The 18,682-nt window shown below is 60.7% G+C and carries 20 protein-coding genes; 8 read left to right on the top strand and 12 right to left on the bottom strand.

Annotated features, from left to right (window positions below):
- Window positions 1-15 precede the first annotated feature (15 nt).
- The 5 genes from SCT_RS04025 (at window position 16) to SCT_RS17465 (ending at window position 6,601) form a co-directional block, all read left to right on the top strand.
- Complete coding sequence (locus SCT_RS04025; RefSeq protein ID WP_059419328.1) at window positions 16-918, top strand: endonuclease/exonuclease/phosphatase family protein; 903 nt, start codon at window positions 16-18, stop codon at window positions 916-918.
- Window positions 919-945: 27 nt separating this feature from the next.
- The gene (locus tag SCT_RS04020; protein WP_059419325.1) at window positions 946-1,875 is read left to right on the top strand and encodes a hypothetical protein; all 930 of its coding nucleotides are present in this window, start codon (window positions 946-948) and stop codon (window positions 1,873-1,875) included.
- Window positions 1,872-2,681, top strand: coding sequence for a FecR family protein (locus tag SCT_RS04015; protein WP_144408212.1), 810 nt, complete (start codon window positions 1,872-1,874; stop codon window positions 2,679-2,681). Before SCT_RS04020 ends, SCT_RS04015 begins: the two co-directional genes overlap by 4 nt.
- 62 nt (window positions 2,682-2,743) lie before the next feature.
- The gene (locus tag SCT_RS04010; protein WP_059419317.1) at window positions 2,744-3,694 is read left to right on the top strand and encodes a hypothetical protein; all 951 of its coding nucleotides are present in this window, start codon (window positions 2,744-2,746) and stop codon (window positions 3,692-3,694) included.
- A 174-nt stretch (window positions 3,695-3,868) separates the two neighbouring features.
- Window positions 3,869-6,601: a patatin-like phospholipase family protein gene (locus SCT_RS17465; RefSeq protein ID WP_159107879.1), complete on the top strand. Its 2,733-nt coding sequence runs from the start codon at window positions 3,869-3,871 to the stop codon at window positions 6,599-6,601.
- A 100-nt stretch (window positions 6,602-6,701) separates the two neighbouring features.
- Here SCT_RS17465 and SCT_RS17290 read toward each other — a convergent pair whose 3' ends face one another.
- Window positions 6,702-6,875, bottom strand: a complete 174-nt coding sequence (locus SCT_RS17290; protein ID WP_159107878.1) for a hypothetical protein — start codon at window positions 6,873-6,875, stop codon at window positions 6,702-6,704.
- A gap of 155 nt (window positions 6,876-7,030) precedes the next feature.
- Here SCT_RS17290 and SCT_RS04000 point away from each other — a divergent pair, with 155 nt between their 5' ends.
- The gene (locus SCT_RS04000; RefSeq protein WP_082098169.1) at window positions 7,031-8,884 is read left to right on the top strand and encodes a thioredoxin domain-containing protein; all 1,854 of its coding nucleotides are present in this window, start codon (window positions 7,031-7,033) and stop codon (window positions 8,882-8,884) included.
- A gap of 348 nt (window positions 8,885-9,232) precedes the next feature.
- Window positions 9,233-10,183, top strand: a complete 951-nt coding sequence (locus SCT_RS03995) for a tRNA-dihydrouridine synthase (RefSeq protein WP_059419309.1) — start codon at window positions 9,233-9,235, stop codon at window positions 10,181-10,183.
- On the opposite strand, the gene htpX is transcribed toward SCT_RS03995, so the two are convergent.
- Genes htpX through SCT_RS03980 form a run of 3 tightly spaced genes read right to left on the bottom strand, consistent with a single transcriptional unit; the run spans window position 10,180 to window position 12,313 of the window.
- A complete protein-coding gene (gene htpX / locus SCT_RS03990; RefSeq protein ID WP_059419307.1) occupies window positions 10,180-11,061 on the bottom strand; it encodes a protease HtpX in 882 nt (293 codons plus the stop codon). The genes SCT_RS03995 and htpX overlap by 4 nt on opposite strands.
- Before the next feature lie 3 nt (window positions 11,062-11,064).
- Window positions 11,065-11,622, bottom strand: coding sequence for a YqhA family protein (locus SCT_RS03985; RefSeq protein WP_059419305.1), 558 nt, complete (start codon window positions 11,620-11,622; stop codon window positions 11,065-11,067).
- Between the two features lie 7 nt (window positions 11,623-11,629).
- Complete coding sequence (locus tag SCT_RS03980) at window positions 11,630-12,313, bottom strand: Bax inhibitor-1/YccA family protein (RefSeq protein WP_059419447.1); 684 nt, start codon at window positions 12,311-12,313, stop codon at window positions 11,630-11,632.
- Between the two features lie 120 nt (window positions 12,314-12,433).
- Between SCT_RS03980 and nhaR the strand changes: the two genes are divergently transcribed.
- The gene (gene nhaR, locus SCT_RS03975; protein WP_371257725.1) at window positions 12,434-13,354 is read left to right on the top strand and encodes a transcriptional activator NhaR; all 921 of its coding nucleotides are present in this window, start codon (window positions 12,434-12,436) and stop codon (window positions 13,352-13,354) included.
- Window positions 13,355-13,381: 27 nt separating this feature from the next.
- On the opposite strand, the gene SCT_RS03970 is transcribed toward nhaR, so the two are convergent.
- The 8 genes from SCT_RS03970 to SCT_RS03935 form a co-directional block, all read right to left on the bottom strand.
- A complete protein-coding gene (locus SCT_RS03970) occupies window positions 13,382-14,302 on the bottom strand; it encodes a cation diffusion facilitator family transporter (RefSeq protein ID WP_059419300.1) in 921 nt (306 codons plus the stop codon).
- On the bottom strand, window positions 14,299-15,570 hold the full coding sequence (locus tag SCT_RS03965) for a thioredoxin family protein (protein WP_059419298.1): 1,272 nt from the start codon (window positions 15,568-15,570) through the stop codon (window positions 14,299-14,301). The genes SCT_RS03970 and SCT_RS03965 overlap by 4 nt, the downstream gene beginning before the upstream one ends.
- Window positions 15,560-16,381, bottom strand: coding sequence for an SAM-dependent methyltransferase (locus tag SCT_RS03960; protein ID WP_202812118.1), 822 nt, complete (start codon window positions 16,379-16,381; stop codon window positions 15,560-15,562). The genes SCT_RS03965 and SCT_RS03960 overlap by 11 nt, the downstream gene beginning before the upstream one ends.
- A gap of 89 nt (window positions 16,382-16,470) precedes the next feature.
- Window positions 16,471-16,902, bottom strand: coding sequence for an arsenate reductase ArsC (locus tag SCT_RS03955; RefSeq protein WP_082098168.1), 432 nt, complete (start codon window positions 16,900-16,902; stop codon window positions 16,471-16,473).
- A 5-nt stretch (window positions 16,903-16,907) separates the two neighbouring features.
- The gene (locus tag SCT_RS03950) at window positions 16,908-17,177 is read right to left on the bottom strand and encodes a thioredoxin family protein (RefSeq protein ID WP_059419294.1); all 270 of its coding nucleotides are present in this window, start codon (window positions 17,175-17,177) and stop codon (window positions 16,908-16,910) included.
- A 46-nt stretch (window positions 17,178-17,223) separates the two neighbouring features.
- Entirely contained in the window at window positions 17,224-17,532 is a 309-nt protein-coding gene (locus SCT_RS03945; RefSeq protein WP_059419291.1) for a cytochrome c, read from the bottom strand.
- A complete protein-coding gene (locus tag SCT_RS03940) occupies window positions 17,529-17,849 on the bottom strand; it encodes a hypothetical protein (protein WP_059419287.1) in 321 nt (106 codons plus the stop codon). The genes SCT_RS03945 and SCT_RS03940 overlap by 4 nt, the downstream gene beginning before the upstream one ends.
- 29 nt (window positions 17,850-17,878) lie before the next feature.
- On the bottom strand, window positions 17,879-18,676 hold the full coding sequence (locus SCT_RS03935) for an arsenite methyltransferase (protein ID WP_059419285.1): 798 nt from the start codon (window positions 18,674-18,676) through the stop codon (window positions 17,879-17,881).
- Between the last annotated feature and the right edge of the window lie 6 nt (window positions 18,677-18,682).

Here is an 18,682-nt window from a genome sequence, read left to right as displayed (position 1 = left end):
TTGAGGAAATCAACCATGTCCACTCTGCGCCTTGCCACCTTCAACGTCGAAAACCTGTTCGCCCGCTACCGTTTCAAGGACGGCATCCAGCCCACCGAGGACGACGGCTTCAGCATCAACGACCTGGCATTCCGCATCCAGGATGAGGCCTCGAAAAAAATCACCGCCAAAGCCATACGCGCAGTGAACGCCGACGTGATCTGCCTGCAGGAAGTGGAAAGCCTGCCAGTGCTGGACCGCTTCAATTCGTTTTACCTCGGCGGCATGAAATACGCCTACCGTGCGGTGATCGACAGCTTCGACCCGCGCCAGATCGACGTCGCCGTGCTGTCACGCCATCCCATCGCCGCGCTGCGCTCGCACCGCGAGGAACGTAGCAAGGGTGGCGCAGCCTTCCTGTTTTCGCGCGATTGCCTGGAGGTGGACGTGTTGGTAGGAGGCACGATGCTCACCCTCTATCTCAACCACTTCAAATCCATGATGGAAGGCCGGGATGCCACCCGCGCACGGCGACAGGAACAGGCCGAGCGCGTGGCGTCGATCATCGACTCACGCTGGAAGAAGTCGGCCTACAAGGGAAATTTCGTGGTGTTGGGCGACTTCAACGACTATCCAGAAGGCAAGACCAGCCTCACCGCCCTCCTCGATCACAAAGGCCTCAACAACGTGCTGACGCGTTTGCCCGAGACCGAGCGCTGGACGCATTACTACTCTGGCGGCAATTCCTACAGCCAGCTTGACTATCTGTTGCTGTCAGCGGGGCTTGCCAAGGCCAACGCAACTCACCCTGCCGTGATGCGGCGCGGCCTGCCCTGGCGCGCTCAAAAAGTCACAGAAGAGCGGCTCGACGGCGTCGGCGAGAACGAGCCCAAAGCCTCTGACCATGCGCCGCTGTATATGGACATCACGCTTATCTGAATAGCGCATGCGACGGAAAATCGATCTATGGAACTGAGCAAAGGCATCGCACTCTTCGTTGGCTGGCTGTCCGGCGCACTGGCCGGCATCGGCGCGATTCTGTATGCCTGCGGCTATCTGCTGAGCACGGCGCAACTGCACCTGCTTGGGCTGTCCGGACTGGTGAATTACGGTCAGGAGCGTTATGTCGCGGAGGGTGGCCGCTTTCTCATCGACGTGCTTGGACTGCTCGGCGAAATCCTGCTCAATCTGCTCATCAGCGTCGGCTTTGTCGCGCTGCTGGTGCTACTGGTGCTGGCACCGCTGATGTATGTCATGCGTCGCCGCCTGCGTGCGGCGCAATCGCTCTGGCACGCGCGTCTGGCGCAGCTGCGGCAATCTGGACGGGCGCGCGCGCTGGTGTTCGCCGCGCTGCTGATGCTGCTACTGGCGGGCAGCGAAGACCCGCAGAGCCTGAATGCGCCGCTGCAAATCTCCAATCTGCTGTTCGTGCAGGGTCAAGCCGCCGCGGGCAGCCTGACCGCTCTGCTGCTGAGCGGCGACAGCGTCCGCCTCAAGGCCATTTTTGCCAACAGCCTGCTGATGCTGATCAAGGCTGTGGGACTCCTGCTACTGGCCTGGCGCGTAGCCGCGCCGTGGCGCTGGCGGCCGCTATTGAGCGCGCCGTTTGTGCTAATTGTGCTGCTCTATACGGTATTGTTGCCGATGCTCTATGGCGTGTTGCAGCGCCAGATCCGCCTGCCGGTCATCAGCCTCGAAACAGCGACAGCCTGGCCTGGCAGCGATGCTCAAAAGCTGTTCCTGCTCAACCAGACCGAACGCGATTTTGTGCTGTGGGATGCGCACGCCAGACGCGTGCTGTGGCTGCCCGTCACCGCCGTGCGCAGCGCGCAGATCCGGCAAGTCGAAGCACTGTTCGCAGGCAGTGCAGCTGCGCCAACGAGGGGAACGCCATGAGATCAGTGCCCGCGACATCATTGTTCACCATGCTGGGGCTGCTGTTTGCCTTGGGTGGCGACGCAGGCGGCGCGAACAGCCAGCGCGAACCGGCAATGGACGAGCGCATCGGCACGCTCGGCGTGGCCGGTAGTCAGGTGTTCCTCAACGGCACGCGCGCCTTGGGCGGCGAGGCGATACACGTGGGAGACACCGTCACCACCGGCAACGCCAGCAGCGGGCTGATTGAATTTAGCGACGGCGGCCTGTTTCAGCTGGATCAAAACACCGATCCGATCTTTCTCGTCAAACGCCTGCAGTCGGGTTTCTGCATTCTGGCGAAGATACTGAGCGGGCAGGTGTTCGTCGACAAACAGCCGTTCTGCATCGACAGTCCGGCGCTCGACGCGATCAACAACAGCCGCATCAATATCCGTGTCACGCCGCAGCAGACCGGCATCACCGTACTTTCGGGCAGCGTCACCGTGGTGCGCCCAGAATCGGCGCGCATTCTGGTGTCCCAGCAATACATCATGACCCTGCAGGGGGAGGCACGCACGCGCCAGCTGAGCGAACGCGAACTGATGGAGATGTTGCGCTGGCGCAAAAATTATACCTTCACAGGCTGGTGCTGCAAGGATCAGCAGGTCACTCACAGTGACCGCGAACAATGCGGCACAGCACAGTTTTCTTTCGACCGCGTGCTGCTGGAAGCGAAATGCAGGGCGCGGGACTCACCCCGCTTCGATCTCGATTTCGGTCTGCCCATGTATCCGCGCCACCGGCCGACCGAGCCCCCCACGCAGCAACCCAACTCGTTGCAATAAGCCGCTTTGGCACAGGAGACACTCATGAAAATTGAATTTTTTGGAACTGGACGGCATCGACGATGACTCAATCGACGACCACCACCGCAACCGAACACGACAGCGGGTTTCCTCCCACCGGTCAGGTGAGCCTGCATTTCAACACCATCACGATGGAATACCGGCCGCAGCAGGCTGGGACATCGCAAAAAATCAGGCCATTTGAGGCCACTACTGAGGAGCGCATCATGAGCAAAAAAACCAAGCTACACCTGTGCATCGACCGCATCATCCCGATTGAGCAAAAAATCGTCGCCGCCACGCTGGCAATCGATGAATACCACGGCAACCAGCCCAGAATGCCGCGCGCGTTGGCGGGCGCCTCGATGCATCCTGCCAAAATGGCGCTGCTGACGGGCAAGAAATGGCGCGTCGGACGCGAACTCGGCGTGTATTTCATGGACGGCAGCGCCACGCAGAAAGCCAAGGTGCGCCAGTTCGCCGAGATGTGGATACCTTACGCCAACATCAGCTTCAATTTCAGCGCCAGCCAGAACAGAGCCGAAATCCGCGTGTCGTTCGAAGCCGACGACGGTTCCTGGTCGGCAATCGGCACCGATAGTCTGCACACCGCGTATTTCAGGAAAAGCGAGCCCACCATGAATTTCGGCTGGTTGCGCGACAGCACCGGCGATGAAGAGTGGCGCCGCGTGGTGGTGCACGAGTTCGGCCATGCGCTGGGCGCTATTCACGAGCACCAAAACCCCAAGAGCGGCGTCAAATGGAACCTGCAGGCGGTGTACGATTATTTCAGCGGACCACCGAATAACTGGAGCAAGGCGGACATCGACCACAACATCATCCAGAAATATTCGCTCGATCAGCTCAACGCCAGCAAGTTCGACGCCAAGTCCATCATGCTCTACAGTTTCCCGCCTGAACTGCTGCAAGGCGGCGTGGGCACCGCCAATAACACCCGACTATCCACCGGCGACAAGCGCTTCATCCGGCGCATGTATCCCAAGGTTGCATGATCCTAGAAACCTCAACAGAGCGCACTAAGAACACCGAGGAGAAGCCGGTACCTGGCGTAAATTTATACCCTCCTCAGATGAGCCGGGATAACAGGTCAACCCCGCTTCATCTCTGTGTTCTCCGATATCTCTGTGGCGCGCTTTGCAGTTGTTCTGTTCAAGGAGTCACAGTTCATGTCACCCCCCCAGCCTGACCCAACCGACCCGAACGCCGCCCTCACTCTGGCGGCGATGCTGCAACACGAGCACGCCGTGCTGGCCGCGTTGCGCGTGCAGGACGGCACACCTGCTGACGCGCCGCGCATCGGCCTGGCCTTCTCCGGCGGCGGCATCCGCAGCGCCACCTTCAATCTCGGCGTAATTCAGGCACTGGCCGAACGCAAACTGCTGCGCGGCTTCGATTACCTGTCCACGGTGTCGGGCGGCGGCTATATCGGCGGCTGGCTGGCCGCGTTGATCCGGCGCAAGGGCAATGGCAGCGTGGCGGCACTCGAACCGCAGCTGGTCTGCGGCGGCGATGAGCTGACGGCGGTGCGCTTTCTGCGCAGCTACAGCAATTACCTGACGCCACGCGGTGGCCTGCTGTCGTCCGATACGCTGGACGCAGTGGCGACCTATCTGCGCAATCTCTACCTCAATCTGAGCGTGCTGATTCTGAGCATGGCGGCACTGCTATTACTGCCATGGCTGCTGATTGCCGCGCTGCCGCAGTTGGCCGGGCTGCAGCTGCCGTGGCTGGGCACGCTGCTGGAGTGGAGCGGATTTCATACTCTCAACGCGCTGCACCCGGTCTACTTCGGGCTGGGCGGGCTGAGTCTGCTGGTCGCGGTGGTGGCGACCTCGTTCAATCTGGTGAGCTCCGCGACGCCGCGCTGGTACTGTCAGCAAGGCTGGGTGCTGACGCTGATCGTGCTGCCGACGCTGCTGGCCGCGGCCTTGTTCAGTTACGGCTTTTTTCTGCTCGGCGCACAGCTCACCGCGCCGCCGCTGGAATGGATGAAAACCGCCGCGCTACTGTACACGCTGCCATGGCTGTACGGCCGGCTGCTGAGTCTGGCATTCGGCCAGGCAGAACGGCGCGAACTGCTGCGTCGACCACTGCGCAGCAGTCTGGTGATGCTGCTCAGCGCGCTGGCGGCTGGTGCGCTGGGTGGACTGCTGTTTTATGCAGCGGTGCACGGCTTGCGCTATCTGCCCGCCGAGACTGCGGTGTGGTGGGCGGTGGGGCTGGGCACGCCGCTGATCCTGAAGATTTTTTCGCTGGTGGTGGTGGCGCACATCGGCTTCATGGGGCGCGATTTTTCCAACGTCATGCGCGAGTGGTGGAGCCGTCTTGGCGGCTGGGTGCTGATTATCGGGCTGGCCTGGCTGGCGCTGTTTATGGTCGCCATTTACGCGCTACCGTTGGTGCTGTGGGCCAGCCACTGGGCGTATGGCGGTGGCGCGGCCTGGCTGGCGTCCACCGTGGCCGGACTGCTGCTGGGTGCCGGGCCGGGTACCGCCAAATCCGGCAGCGTGTGGTGGAAGGAATGGCTGGCGAAAAGCGCACCGTGGGTATTCATCAGCGGCTTGCTGATCCTGCTTGGCGCGCTGCTGCAGTACGCGCTGAGCGGCGTAGATGTGAACGCACTGGCGGCCAACAGCAGCATCCAGAAGTATGCGTATCACTGCCTCGCCGCCATGAATCAGGTATCCGGCTGGCTGCTGCTGGGGGTGGCGCTGGCGTGTCTGGCGGTCGCTACGCTGCTGTCCTGGCGCGTCGATATCAACCTGTTTGCGCTGTATTATTTTTACCGCGACCGGCTGGTGCGCTGCTATCTGGGCGCCTCGCGTCAGCCCGGGCGCAAACTGCAGCCGTTTACCGGCTTCGACCCGGCTGATGACCTGGCGCTGGCCGATCTGGTACAGCGCCCGTATCCGATTTTCAATACTGCTATCAACCTAGTCAAAGGCAGCGATCTGGCCTGGCAGCAGCGCAAGGCGGCGGCGTTCAGCTTCACCCCCAGCCATTGCGGCTTCAGCCTGGCAACCACCGCCAGCAGTACGGCGCATTGCCAGGGCGGCTACCGCCCGAGCGCCGAATATCACGGTCCGCACGGTGCCTTTCTGGGCACGGCGATGGCGATTTCTGGCGCGGCGGCGAGCCCCAACATGGGCTATCACAGCTCGCCCGCGCTCAGCCTGCTGATGACGGTGTTCAACGTGCGCCTCGGCCACTGGAGCGGCAATCCGTGTCACCCCAGCGCCTGGCGCGCCTATGGGCCGAAACTGGGCGGACGCTACCTGCTGAGCGAGCTGTTCGGCCTCACCGACAGCGATACGCCGTTCGTCTACCTGTCGGACGGCGGACATTTCGAGAACCTTGGCATTTACGAACTGGTGCGGCGGCGCTGCAACTACATCGTCGCCATCGACGCCGGACAGGATGCAAAATTCAACTTCGACGATCTCGGCAACGCCATGCGCAAGTGCTACACCGATTTCGGCGTGCGCATCGACATCGACGTCACGCCGCTGCGCCCGGACCCGGCCAGCGGCCTGAGCCTGTGGTCGGCGGCAGTGGGCTGCATCCACTATCCCGACGCGCCTGACGCTCAGCTGCTGTACCTCAAGCCCACACTGGCGTGCGACATCCCCTCGGACGTGTTCAACTACGCCGCCGGCAACCCCGGCTTTCCGCACCAGAGCACCGGTGACCAGGACTTTGACGAAGCGCAGTTCGAGAGCTACCGCAAGCTCGGCCACCACCTTGCGGCGCGTGTATTTGACGATGCCTATCGGGAACTGGTCGGCAACCATTACAATGCTGGACAGGAGCTACCCAACCACGACTGGGCGGGACTATTCCGTATCCTGCGGGTACACGCAGGCGCAGAGTTTCGCAAACAGACAAATCTCAATTCATGACATCACACGCACTCGAAGTGCTGGCTGGAAGAAAGACGTTCCGTCTATCTGTATCGTGCCGTCGCGGCGACCAAAGCCGGTACGCCGCGTCAGACACTGTTCAACGAGCTGGCCGCAGCGGCGGACTGGTGTCGAACGCCACGACACGCAGGGTAAAGGTTTGCGTGGTGGTGTTGCGTCCGTCGCTTGCGCGTGCGGTGACAGTGAAGTCGCACACGTGGTTGCTGGCTTGCAGACGTGGCTGGTGGTTGACGACGAACACCCGTACTTGCACGGTTTGCTGTGTGGTGGTCTTGCCGTCGTTGACGCTGAAGGCGCTTATGCGGTGGCAGGTGGTTACGAATTAATTCTCACCAAACAGCCACAATAAAATTTGAACAAATGTAGTATAGAAGGGTTCGAAGTTTTATCTTCGAACCCTTTTTTTTTATGCGCACACAATTCGCAGGAACGAGTTTACGCAGGAAACTCATCGGCTGGTCATCAAGACAACGGCTATTCGGCTGGCTCCTGGTGGCGTACCTGTTCGCCCTGCCTCTGACGGTGATGGCAGCGCCGCTGGCCAACCGTCTCGCCCATCATCCTTCCCCTTACCTCGCACTGCACGGTGCCGACCCGGTGGCCTGGCAGGAATGGAACCCGGCCACGGTCGCCTTGGCGCGGCAACAAAACAAACTGCTGTTCGTCTCCATTGGCTATTTCTCCTGCCACTGGTGCCATGTGATGCAGCAGGAAAGTTACAGCGACCCAAGAATCGCCGAAGTACTCAATCATGACTTCATTCCGGTGAAGGTGGATCGCGAATTGAACGCCGCGCTGGATGCCGAAATGATCGAATTTGCGCGGCGCTCCCGTGGCGTTGCCGGCTGGCCGCTCAATGTATTCATCACACCCGAAGGCTATCCACTCTACGCCACGCTTTATTCGAAACCGGACCAGTTTCTCGGCCTGATAACCAAACTGAGTGAACGCTGGCAGACGGGGAGCCAGGAACTCAAGGCGGCAGCCAGGAAGACTGCCGGTAGCGGCAAACCGGTGGCAGCCGCCCCGGTGAAACCGTCTCCCGATATTGCTGCGACCTGGCGCAAACGCCTGGTGGAAGAGACCTTGGCGATGGCAGACTCCTTGCGCGGCGGACTCGACCAGGCGCGCAAGTTCCCCATCGCGCCCCAGCTCACATCCCTGCTGCAAATCCAGGAGCACCATCCCGACGAGCGGCTTGCCGCATGGCTGAAACTGACGCTCGACCGGATGATGAAGGGCGGACTGCACGACCATGTCGGCGGCGGTTTTTTCCGCTATACGGTCGATCCTGACTGGCACACCCCCCATTACGAGAAAATGCTCTACGACAACGCCCAGCTCGCGTTGCTTTACCTGCGCGCAGCCCGCATATTGGGCAAGCCGCAATACCGGGAAATCTCCTTCGAAACCCTGGATTTCATGCTGGCGGAAATGCGCGATGCGGAAACCGGCGCCTTCATCGCCAGCACGTCAGCGGTGGATGGTGAAGGGCGGGAAGGCGGAGTCTATCTCTGGAGCAGGGAACAGCTCCGGCTAATGCTGAGCCCGGACCAGTTCGCCCTGGCCTCGCGCGTTTGGGGGCTGGAAGCGGCGGCGGAGTCGGATCTGGGCTATCTGCCTCAGCAGATGCGCGAACCGACGGCGGTGGAGCTAACGCAACTCGAGACTGTCTACCGCAAGTTGCGGGAGGTGCGGCGACAGCGCCATTTGCCCAAGGACGACAAGCTGCTGGCAGGACTGAACGGATTGGCGCTCAAGGCCCTGAGCGAAGCGGCGGCGGAAGATCCCCGTTACCGCCGACCTGCCGATGAAGTAAAGAATTTTCTGGCCAGGCAACTGTGGCAAAAGGATGGACTGCGACAAGGAATGGGGAAAGGCAAACTGTTCGGCTCCGCCGAGTTGGAGGGTTACGCCTACGCGGCGACTGGCCTGCGCTACTACGCCCGCCTGAGCAGGAAGGCGGCAGACCATGCCTTGGCGGACAAACTGGCACGGGAAGCCTGGCGGCGTTTCCATTCTGCCCGAGGATTTCGCCTGGCAGGAACAACCCTGCTCGCCTCCGAAAACTGGCAGGCTAGCATTGTGGACGGAGCAATCCCTTCGCCATCAGCGGAACTGATTACAGCCAGTCTGGCTTCCGGCGACAAGACTCTTCGGCGCAAGGGTTCCGAAGCGCTCGGTTTTACGATTCCCTCCATTGGCCGAGGCTTGTTCATGCAGGCGAGCCTGGTGGCAACGATGGATGTTACTGCCCGATGAGGAATCGGGCGGCATTCAACGGTCCATATTCAAATTGGGCGAAGCCTGCAACCAGGGCTTTCCGCCGTGCCGAACAAGCTCCATATTGCGAAAGAATCAAGTTAACAGGGAGCGAGCTTAAAAACCAAGCGCAAAAGGCCTGAAAACTGTCCCATTTTTTATTGAGGAGCCATCAGTAGCATTACCCATTAGCACCAATCCTGCCAAAGCATCCCTCAATTCGGCCTCCGGCCTGCGACAGGGCGAGCTAAGCCATCGTATCTTGATGTCCTCAATAAGATCAAAATACTTCCAGCAACCTGCCCGCAATTCTTCTAAAATACGCGTCCCTCAACCGCTAAAAAAACCATGCGCCTGATTCTCGCCCCCATGGAGGGCCTTGCCGACCATAGCCTGCGCGACATATTGACGCGCCTGGGCGGCATCGACCTGTGCGTGGCCGAATTCGTGCGGGTCACCAACCATTTGCTCACCGAGAAAGTGCTTCTGCGCACCGTGCCGGAGCTGGCCAGCGGCGGATGTACGCGGGCCGGTGTGCCGGTGCGGGTGCAACTGCTGGGGAGCGACCCGGTCTGCCTCGCCGAAAACGCCGCATTCATCGCCAGCCTGGGCGCACCGGGTATCGACCTCAACTTCGGCTGCCCCGCCCCCAAAGTTAATAGTCATGGCGGCGGTGCAGTTCTGCTTCAGTATCCGGAGCAAATCCACGCCATCGTGGCCGCCACTCGCCGCGCCGTACCGAAACACATTCCCGTCACCGCCAAGATGCGTCTCGGCCTGGAAGACACCTCGCTGACGCTGGATTGCGCCCGCGCCATCGAAGCAGGTGGCGCCGACGAACTTACCGTCCATGCCCGCACCAAGACCGACCGCTACCGCCCTCCCGCGCGTTGGGAATGGCTCGCCCATATCCGCGAAACAGTGAAGCTGCCGGTGGTAGCGAACGGCGAGGTGTGGACGCCACAAGATAGTGAAAAAATCCGCCATGTCAGCGGCTGCACCGATGTGATGATCGGGCGCGGCGCCATCGTCCGCCCGGATCTGATGCGACGCATCAAAACGGGGGATGAGGCCATGCACTGGCCGGAATTGCTTCCCTGGGTCCTCGATTTCTATGACCAGCTGCGCGCCAGGATGGACCAGAGGCACGCACCGGGGCGGCTCAAGCAATGGCTCGGAATGATGCGCGTCGCCTACCCGGAAGCGGAGGCTTTACACCGGACGTTGCGCACCGAGCGCGACCCGGTGGCGGTTGGCAAGATGCTGGAGGATATGCTAAATCCGGCAATTCACCGCTAAGGACGCAGCTGCTTCAGCATCTCGATGCGCTCTTCCAGCGGCGGATGGGTCATGAACAGGCGCTTCAAACCTGAACCCACCCGGCCGGAAATACCGAAAGCGGCCATTTTATCCGGCAACGGCGCCGGTTCGTGCTGAGCCTTGAGACGCTCCAGCGCGGCGATCATGGCGCCCTTTCCGGCCAGTGCCGCGCCGCCCGAATCGGCGATGAACTCGCGCCGGCGCGAGAACCACATGACGATGATCGAGGCGAGAATCCCAAGCACCATCTCGGCGATGATCATGGTGACGAAAAACGCCGGACCCTGACCGCGCTCGGTCTTGAACACGACTTTGTCCACTAGATGGCCGATGACGCGGGACAGGAACATCACGAAAGTGTTGACCACGCCCTGGATCAGCGCCAGCGTCACCATGTCGCCGTTGGCAACGTGGGAGATTTCGTGTCCCAGCACCGCTTCCGCCTCGTCCTTGTTCATGGCCTGCAACAGACCGGTGGATACCGCCACCAGGGCGCTGTTCTTGCTCATGCCGGTGGCGAAAGCATTAACATCGGGCGAGTCGAAAATCGCCACCTCCGGCATGCCGATGCCGGCGGTCTGCGCCTGACGCCGCACGGTCTCGACCAGCCAGGCCTCGCCGGGGGTTTCTGGCGTCTCGATCACCCTTGCACCCGTCATGCGCTTGGCGCTCCACTTGGAGATGGCGAGCGAGATAAAGGAACCGCCCATTCCCATCACGGCGGCGAAAATCAGCAAGGAGCTCAGGTTCAGCCCTGACGCAGTGAGATATGGCTCCACTCCCAACAGCCGCATGGTGATTGAGAGCACCAGGACAATGGCCAGGTTGGTGGCGAGAAACAGGAATATGCGTTTCATGATTCAGTCTCCAGGATGTTCGGTTTCTTTTCCATGTGATTCGGCCTTGTGGGTCAGGAACAGCGCCGCGCCGATCAGGGCGATGGCCCCGCCGAGATACAGAAGGTCGAGCGGGGACGATATCTTCATGTTCAGTGCTTCCTCGAACAGGGTGACGATCAGGATCATCAGGATTACCTTGGCCAGCCGTGCCTTGAGGTCGTCCAGGCTCTCGATCACCAGGATCTTGCTGGAGGTCTTGCTGCCTTTGGCCTCGTCGATGTCGCTGACGAACAGCTCATACATGCCGAGCGCAAAAATCAGCATGAAAGTGGCCAGCAGGTAGCCGTCCACCACTTCCACCACATGGGTGATGGTCTGGTCGTGAAGAAGCCTGCGCGCCTCCTCGGCTAGAGCGGGGTCGGCGTAATGCAGCATGTGGCCGATCAGGTACACCACATCCACCGTGGCCATGTAGAAAATCGCGGTGGCGGCGGCCATGCTCGCCACCACCGCAACCACGACCACGAAACGGCCGTTCCAGAGCGTTTTCTCAAACAGTTTTTCTAATGTATTCAGCATGTCTGACCTATTCGTTGCTATTCATGAAGCCCAGCAGATGGAGCAGGCTGGTGAACAGGTTAAAGATGGACACGAACAGCGTGACCGTGGCCATGATGTAGTTGGTTTCGCCGCCGTGAATGATATTGCTGGTTTCGTACAGGATCAGCCCGGACATGAGCAGCACGAAAATCGCCGAAACCGCCAGCGACAGGCCGGGCAGCTCGAAGAACATCGCCCCCAGACCAGCCAGAAAACCGACCAGGATGCCGACCATGAGAAAGCCGCCCATGAAGCTGAAATCCTTGCGGCTGGCCAAGGCATAGCCGGAGAGCCCGAGGAAGATCGCGCCGGTGAGCCCCATTGCGGTCATCACCATCTGGCCGCCGTTGGGCAGGCCCAGATAGTGGCTGACTATCGGCCCCAGGGTGTAACCCATGAAGCCGGTAAGGGCAAACACGAACGCCAGCCCGAGCGCGCTGTCACGGAACTTGGTGGTGAGGAACAACAGTCCGAAATAGCCGACCAGGGTGATGATCATGCCCGGATGGGGCAGTTTCATCGCCACCGATGCCGCCGCGCTCAGCGCGCTGAACAGCAGCGTCATCGACAGCAGCATATAGGTGTTGCGGATCATCTTGTTGGTGGCAAGCGTCGCGGACACTTGGGCCGGCAGGGCTTGCGCCTGGTTGATGGAATGGATCGGGTTCATGGTGCTTTCCTCCTTCTGGTAGTAACAGCATTGAAGTATAGCGACCATTACATATTCCATAAAGTCGAATATAATTGATATATCATTCGATAATTACGAACTGGATGGCGCATGGGAACCATGAATTACAAACATCTTCACTATTTCTGGGCGGTGGCCAAGGCCGGCAGCGTAACCCGCGCCAGCGAGAGGCTGCACCTGACCCCGCAAACCATCAGCGGCCAGTTGAGCCTGTTCGAGGAAGTGCTGGGTGAAGCGCTGTTCAACCGCAGCGGCCGACAATTCGAGCTGACCGAGACGGGCCGGATGGTGCTGAGTTACGCCGACGAAATTTTTTCACTCGGCCAGGAACTGGAAGAGACCTTGCACCACCGCCCCACCGACCGGCCCCTGCAATTCAGGGTGGGCGTCACCGATGTGGTGCCCAAGGCCGTTGCCTATCAGCTGCTGGAGCCGGCGATGCAGTTTGAGCAACCACCGCGCATCATCTGCCGGGAAGGGAAAGTTGCCGCTTTACTGGCAGAACTGGCGTTGCACCGGCTCGACATCGTGATCGCCGACAGCCCCATGCCGCGCACGGTCGACGTGCGGGGCTTCAGTCACCTGCTCGGGGAATGCGGGCTCACCTTCTTTGCCACGGCGGAGCTGGCGCAGCAGTACCAAGGGGCGTTCCCGCAATGCCTGGACGGCGCACCCATGCTCCTGCCGGGCGAGGATGTCGCGGTGCGGTCCAGGCTGACGCGCTGGTTCAGCGACCACCGGATTCGACCGCGCATCACCGGCGAATTCGACGATGGCGCCTTGATGACCGCCTTCGGACAGGCCGGGGTAGGCATCTTCGCCGCCCCCACTGCGATTGAGGAACAGGTGACGCGGCAGCACGAAGTCGTCAGCATCGGCACGACCGAAGAAGTGATCGAGCAGTTCTACGCCATCTCGGTGGAGCGCAAGCTCACCCACCCGGCAGTGGTCGCCATCAGCCGCGCGGCGCGACAGGAACTGTTCATCAAACGGCGCCCGGGGGAGAAAGCTTCAGGCTAGCGGCGCGTCCTCACGGCCACTCGGGGATCAATCCCGTTCCCTGGATCTCCAGCTGATTATCTGCACTGCGGGTTCAGGCTGCAGCGTGACATGATCGATGCCGAAACGCTCATGTAGCAGCTTACGGCTGTCTGCCAGTATGGCTTCCCAGTGCCCTATATCCGCAACGGTCAAATGCGCGGAAAGCATGATTTTCTCCGAAGCGACACTCCACACATGCAGGTCATGCACCGAAATTACGCCGGGAACACAGGCCATCTCCTGTCCAATTTCTTCCAGCGACAAATGCAGCGGCACGCCTTCCATGATCCCGTGCAGCGCCTGGCGCAACAGGCGCAGGCTGGAAACCAGAATCAGTGCGCCAATGGCCAGCGACAGCAGTGGGTCGATGGGCGTCCAACCGGTAAAAACGATCACCACCCCGGCGATCAGCGCCGCCACCGAACCCAGCAGATCGCCCATGACATGCAGCAGCGCGGCGCGGGTGTTGAGATTTTGCTCTCCCCTGAAGAGCAGCCACGCCACCCCGATATTGATCAACAGCCCCAGCGCAGCGGTGAGCGAAACAGCCTCGCCCTGCACGGCTTGGGGCGTGTGCCAGCGTTGCACGGCGGAAACGGAAATCCACGCCACCAGCACCAGCAAGCCGAGGCTGTTGACTAGGGCGGCAATAAATTCCGCTCGCCCCAGGCCATAACTGTGGCGTTGCGAGACCGGCCGCCGGCTGACCCAGCTTGCAACAGCGGCGATCACCAGCGCCAGGGCATCATTGACCATATGCCCGGCATCTGCCACCAGCGCCAGCGAACCTGCCCACCAGCCGACACCCGCCTCCACGGCGGCGAAGCCCAGCGTCAGCGCCACGGCAAACCACATTAGCCGGCCCGCAGTTTCACCGTGAGAGTGAGGATGCTCATGATGATGATCGTGATGGTGTGCTGCACTCATGCTGCTTTCTCTCTAGTCATCCGCGCGGCAATCCAGGTGATAGCCACGGCCACGCCCAGCAAACTAAATGCTACGGCCAGATTGTTCAGCCGTTCCGGCGCGACCAGCAGCAACGTGCCCAATTCCAGCATCATGACGCCGGAGATCAGCTTGAGCAGCCTGCCATCCCGTTCCGTCAACTTGCGAGCGCCCATGGTGCGCACGAAGACCAGCACGATGAGCACCAGCGGCACCACGTAGATCAGGTTGTACAGGGCCAGATAGAGGTAATATCCGGCGGGTGACAACTCGCTCAGGGTCAGCAGCCGTGTATAGACCAGGGGAAAACCCGCGGTGCAAAGTAGCTCGTAGAAGTTGGCGGCAATCGCCAGGAACACCGTCGCCGCGACCATTGCCGGCAGATTGTCGGCGCCGAGGATGGCGCGGGCGCGGCGGTAGATATCCGGCTTGCGTGATTCCGGGATGGACAGGGTCAACCCCCGCTCGAAGGCGAAGAAATCCTTGACGTTGACGACACCCACAAACACCGCCAGCGCACCCGCCGCCAGGGTCACCCAGACGAGGTTGCCGAGCACCTGGAACAGGTTGAGCCAGGCCGCCATGAAGGCAAAATACATCAGACCGGAAATCAGCACGAAGATGCCGCCAATGACGAGCATGCGCTTACGGTTTTTCTGGTGCGCAAGCAGGGAAAGCAGGAACAGCAGCACGAAGAAGGCGCAGGGGTTGAAGGCATCCAGGCCGGCGATGGCGATCGTCAGCAGGGGCAGGGAGAAACGCTGCGGATCCACCTCGCCCAGGATGGGCAATGTGATCTTTCCGGCCGAAAGACCGGCAACCACGTTGCCCGCAAGGAGTCGGGCATGGCATTCATCCAGGCGCCACACCATCTCCGCGCCCGTGGTTTCGGCCTTGTCCCAGCCCACATGCATTTCGCCGCAAAACAGCAGGGCCGGCACGGAAGCGGCATCCTGCCCGAGTTGTGCCGCCATCGTTTGATACTGGCGGGCATATTCGGGATGACCGGTCAGTTCCATGGAATGCAGCGCCACCCAGGGGCGAGAGGCGGGGATAGCCTCGACGAATGGCCGCGCCTCCTGGCAATGGGGGCAGTAGGTAGCCCAGTAGAAATACAGTTGCAGCTGGGACTGCCCGTCCGGGCCGGCCTTGACCCACAGATCATCGGACTGCGCCGCGACTGGCATTATCCAGAGCGAAGCCAGGGCGAACATCGCCAACAGGCGCAGCCAGGTACCCTCAATAAGCAAAGCGGCTCCTCATTTCCTCCAGGTTAAGCTCTTGCAGAATCTGCTCCAGCCGGTCCTGGGCATTCTTTCTTGGCGCGTCCTTGAAACTGGCGATAATCAGCTCGTTTTTCATGGAATGTTCCCAGCCGACCAGCTCTGTCACCGTCAACTGGTAGCCGTGGGATTCAAGCAGCAGGCAGCGCAGTACATTGGTGATGAGGCTGCCGAATTCCCGTGTGTGGATGGGATGGCGCCAGATTTCGGACAGGGGCGTTTTCGAGAACGAGTCGTTTTTGTGCTTGCGCAGCACCGCAGCCAGCTCCGCCTGACAACAAGGCACCAGCACGATGAATTTGGCCTGCTTCTGCAGGGCGAACCTGATCGCGTCGTCCGTCGCCGTGTCGCAGGCGTGCAGCGCCGTCACCACATCGATGTTTTCCGGCAGTTCGGCGGAGGCCATCGAGGCTTCCACCGACAGGTTAAGGAAGGTCATGCGCCCGAAACCCAGCCGTTCGGCCAGCTCGCGGGATTTAGAAACCAGTTCCTCGCGGGTTTCGATGCCATAGATATGCCCGGCCTCCAGCGCCTTGAAGAACAGGTCGTAAAGGATGAAACCCAGATAAGACTTGCCCGCACCGTGGTCGGCCAGGGTCAGGTTTTCATTCCCTGCCAGCACTTCCTTCAGCAACGGCTCGATGAAGTGATACAGGTGATAGACCTGTTTCAGCTTGCGCCGGCTGTCCTGATTGAGCTTTCCATCCCGCGTTAAAATGTGCAACTCTTTGAGAAGCTCGATGGATTGACCGGGCTTGATTTCGGGGATGGAATTCACGATGGCTTTCTGATGGGCGGATCGGGCCATTTTAACCCATAAAAGCTGTTGAACCGCTGAGGACGCGGTGAACGCCGTTTTTTTAGGATCTAACCCTTCGGACTGGAAGCATGGGTAAGGGCAAAGCGTTGCCGTAATTCGGGCACCAGCTTCGCACGAATCTCGTCCCGCACTTTGACAAAGCTTTCCAGCGGCTCGCCGTGAGGGTCGTGAAACGGCATGTGGATCGCGGGGATAGCCCTGGGGAAAACCGGGCAGGCTTCCCTGGCGTTGTCGCATACTGTCACCACCAGGTCGATCTCTTCATTCATCACCGCATCCACGTCCTTGGGGTAAAGCCCGTCGGTGGCCATGCCACCCAACTTCAGCGCCTCGATGGCGCCGTCCGCCACCTTGGGCTGGGGCCGGGTGCCGGCCGATAGCGCGCGCACTTGCGGGCCGAGGTCGTGATTGACAAGGGCTTCAGCCATCTGGCTGCGGCAGGAGTTGCCGGTGCACAGAATCAGTACGGTTTTAGTCACAGTGCTTACTCCTTGCCGCAGCAGCCGCAGCAAGATTCGGCACCGCCTACCCAGCCTTCCACCGCTCCCTTGGACGGCACACCGCCGGCATGCACCACCTTGCCGTCGACCACCACGCCCGGCGTCGACATCACGCCATAGCCCAGGATGGCAGCCATGTCTTCCACCTTTTCCAGCTGAATTTCCACGCCCTTGGCCTTGGCGGTTTCCTCGATCAGCTTCATGGTTGCGTTGCAGTTGGCACAGCCTGTGCCCAATACCTTGATGTTCTTCATTTTCAGTAGTCCTCCAATAAATTGTTAAAACGTTCGTGGTCAGCAATCAAAATTTGTAAAAATTTGTATTCAGATAGGCGACCAAATCCGCGTTATCCTGTTCCGACATCGCCGGGCTGTAATAGTCGCCCCAGCGCGCCACTTCATTGCGTAATGCCTTTAGCGACTTGATCTTGCGCTCCGGCGACGCATACACTCCCGTACCATGGCAATCCAGGCACACCGCATGAACTTTCTCGCCGCGCACCGGGTCGCCTGTTGTGGGCACATTGGAACTGGATGATGAGCATCCCGCCAACAGGACAACCGTTGTCGCCAGCAGCCCAAGTATCAGGTTCGATGTAGAGGTTTTCATTGGCTTCGGCCTCCACGCTGGCGCAGACGCAGGGGTATGCACTGTTCCGCATCACCGCCACGCTGCCGGGCGCGCGCCCGCATTTCCTGCTGATGGGCCTGGCGCAACGCCACCTTCTCCTCAGGCGTCCGCGCGGCGCGCATGCTGGCACGATAGGCCTCGCGTTCCTCGTGGGTCATCAGGTCGGCGCAGTAAATCAGCTCGCGCTGCTCTGCCGCCTGGGGCGGCTCTCCAGCGCCCTGGGCGCGAAGCGGGGCGGAAACTACGAGTAGCATAATTACCAAAATACCCCAGAAAACTTCGGTTATTTTTTGCATGGTTCGCACTCCTGTTTGAAATAGCATAATCATCCGGGCTTGACCGCCTCGATGCTGGCCGAGCAGATATAGTCTTCCACTCCCCGCCCCGGCGCCCACTGCCGTATGAAGTCCCGGCTGGCATCCTTGGCTTCAATGCGGATATCTGCAAACCCTGCCGCTGCCAGCATCTGTCCGATTTCCTCCGCTGCCGCCGCACCGGCGATACAGCCGGTGTACAGAGCCAAGTCGCGCCGCGCTTCTTCCGGCAGCGGCGCGGTGGTGACGATGTCGGAAATCGCCAGGCGGCCACCACACTTCAGCACCCGGAAGGCATCGCGAAACACCTGCGCCTTGTCCGGCGAGAGGTTGATCACGCAGTTGGAAATGATCACATCCACCGTGCTATCAGCCACCGGCAAATGCTCGATCTCGCCGAGGCGGAATTCGGTGTTGGCGTAGCCGCCCTTAGTCGCGTTGGCGCGAGCCTTGGATAGCATATCCGGCGTCATATCCACGCCGATGACCAAGCCGCTGTCACCCACCTGGCGTGCCGCGAGAAAGCAGTCGAAACCCGCCCCGCTGCCCAGGTCCAGCACGGTTTCGCCGGGTTTCAGCGCGGCGATGGCCTGGGGATTGCCGCAACCCAGCCCGAGGTTGGCACCTTCCGGCACCGCACCCACTTCACTTTCACTATAGCCAATGCCACGCGACAGGATGTCTGCAGCCGGCAATTCAGCCGGGGTGCAGCAAGCCGGCCCACAACCGCAGCCGGAATCGGCGCGGGCCACTGCGCCATAGGATTCGCGCACTGCGGTGCGTACCTGGTCGGCAGATGTTTGATCCATGTTCTC

The organism is Sulfuricella sp. T08, from assembly GCF_000971475.1.
GTDB lineage: Bacteria > Pseudomonadota > Gammaproteobacteria > Burkholderiales > Sulfuricellaceae > Sulfuricella.
The sequence above is the reverse complement of the archived record's forward strand: the minus strand, read 5'-3'. Positions and strand labels throughout refer to the sequence as shown.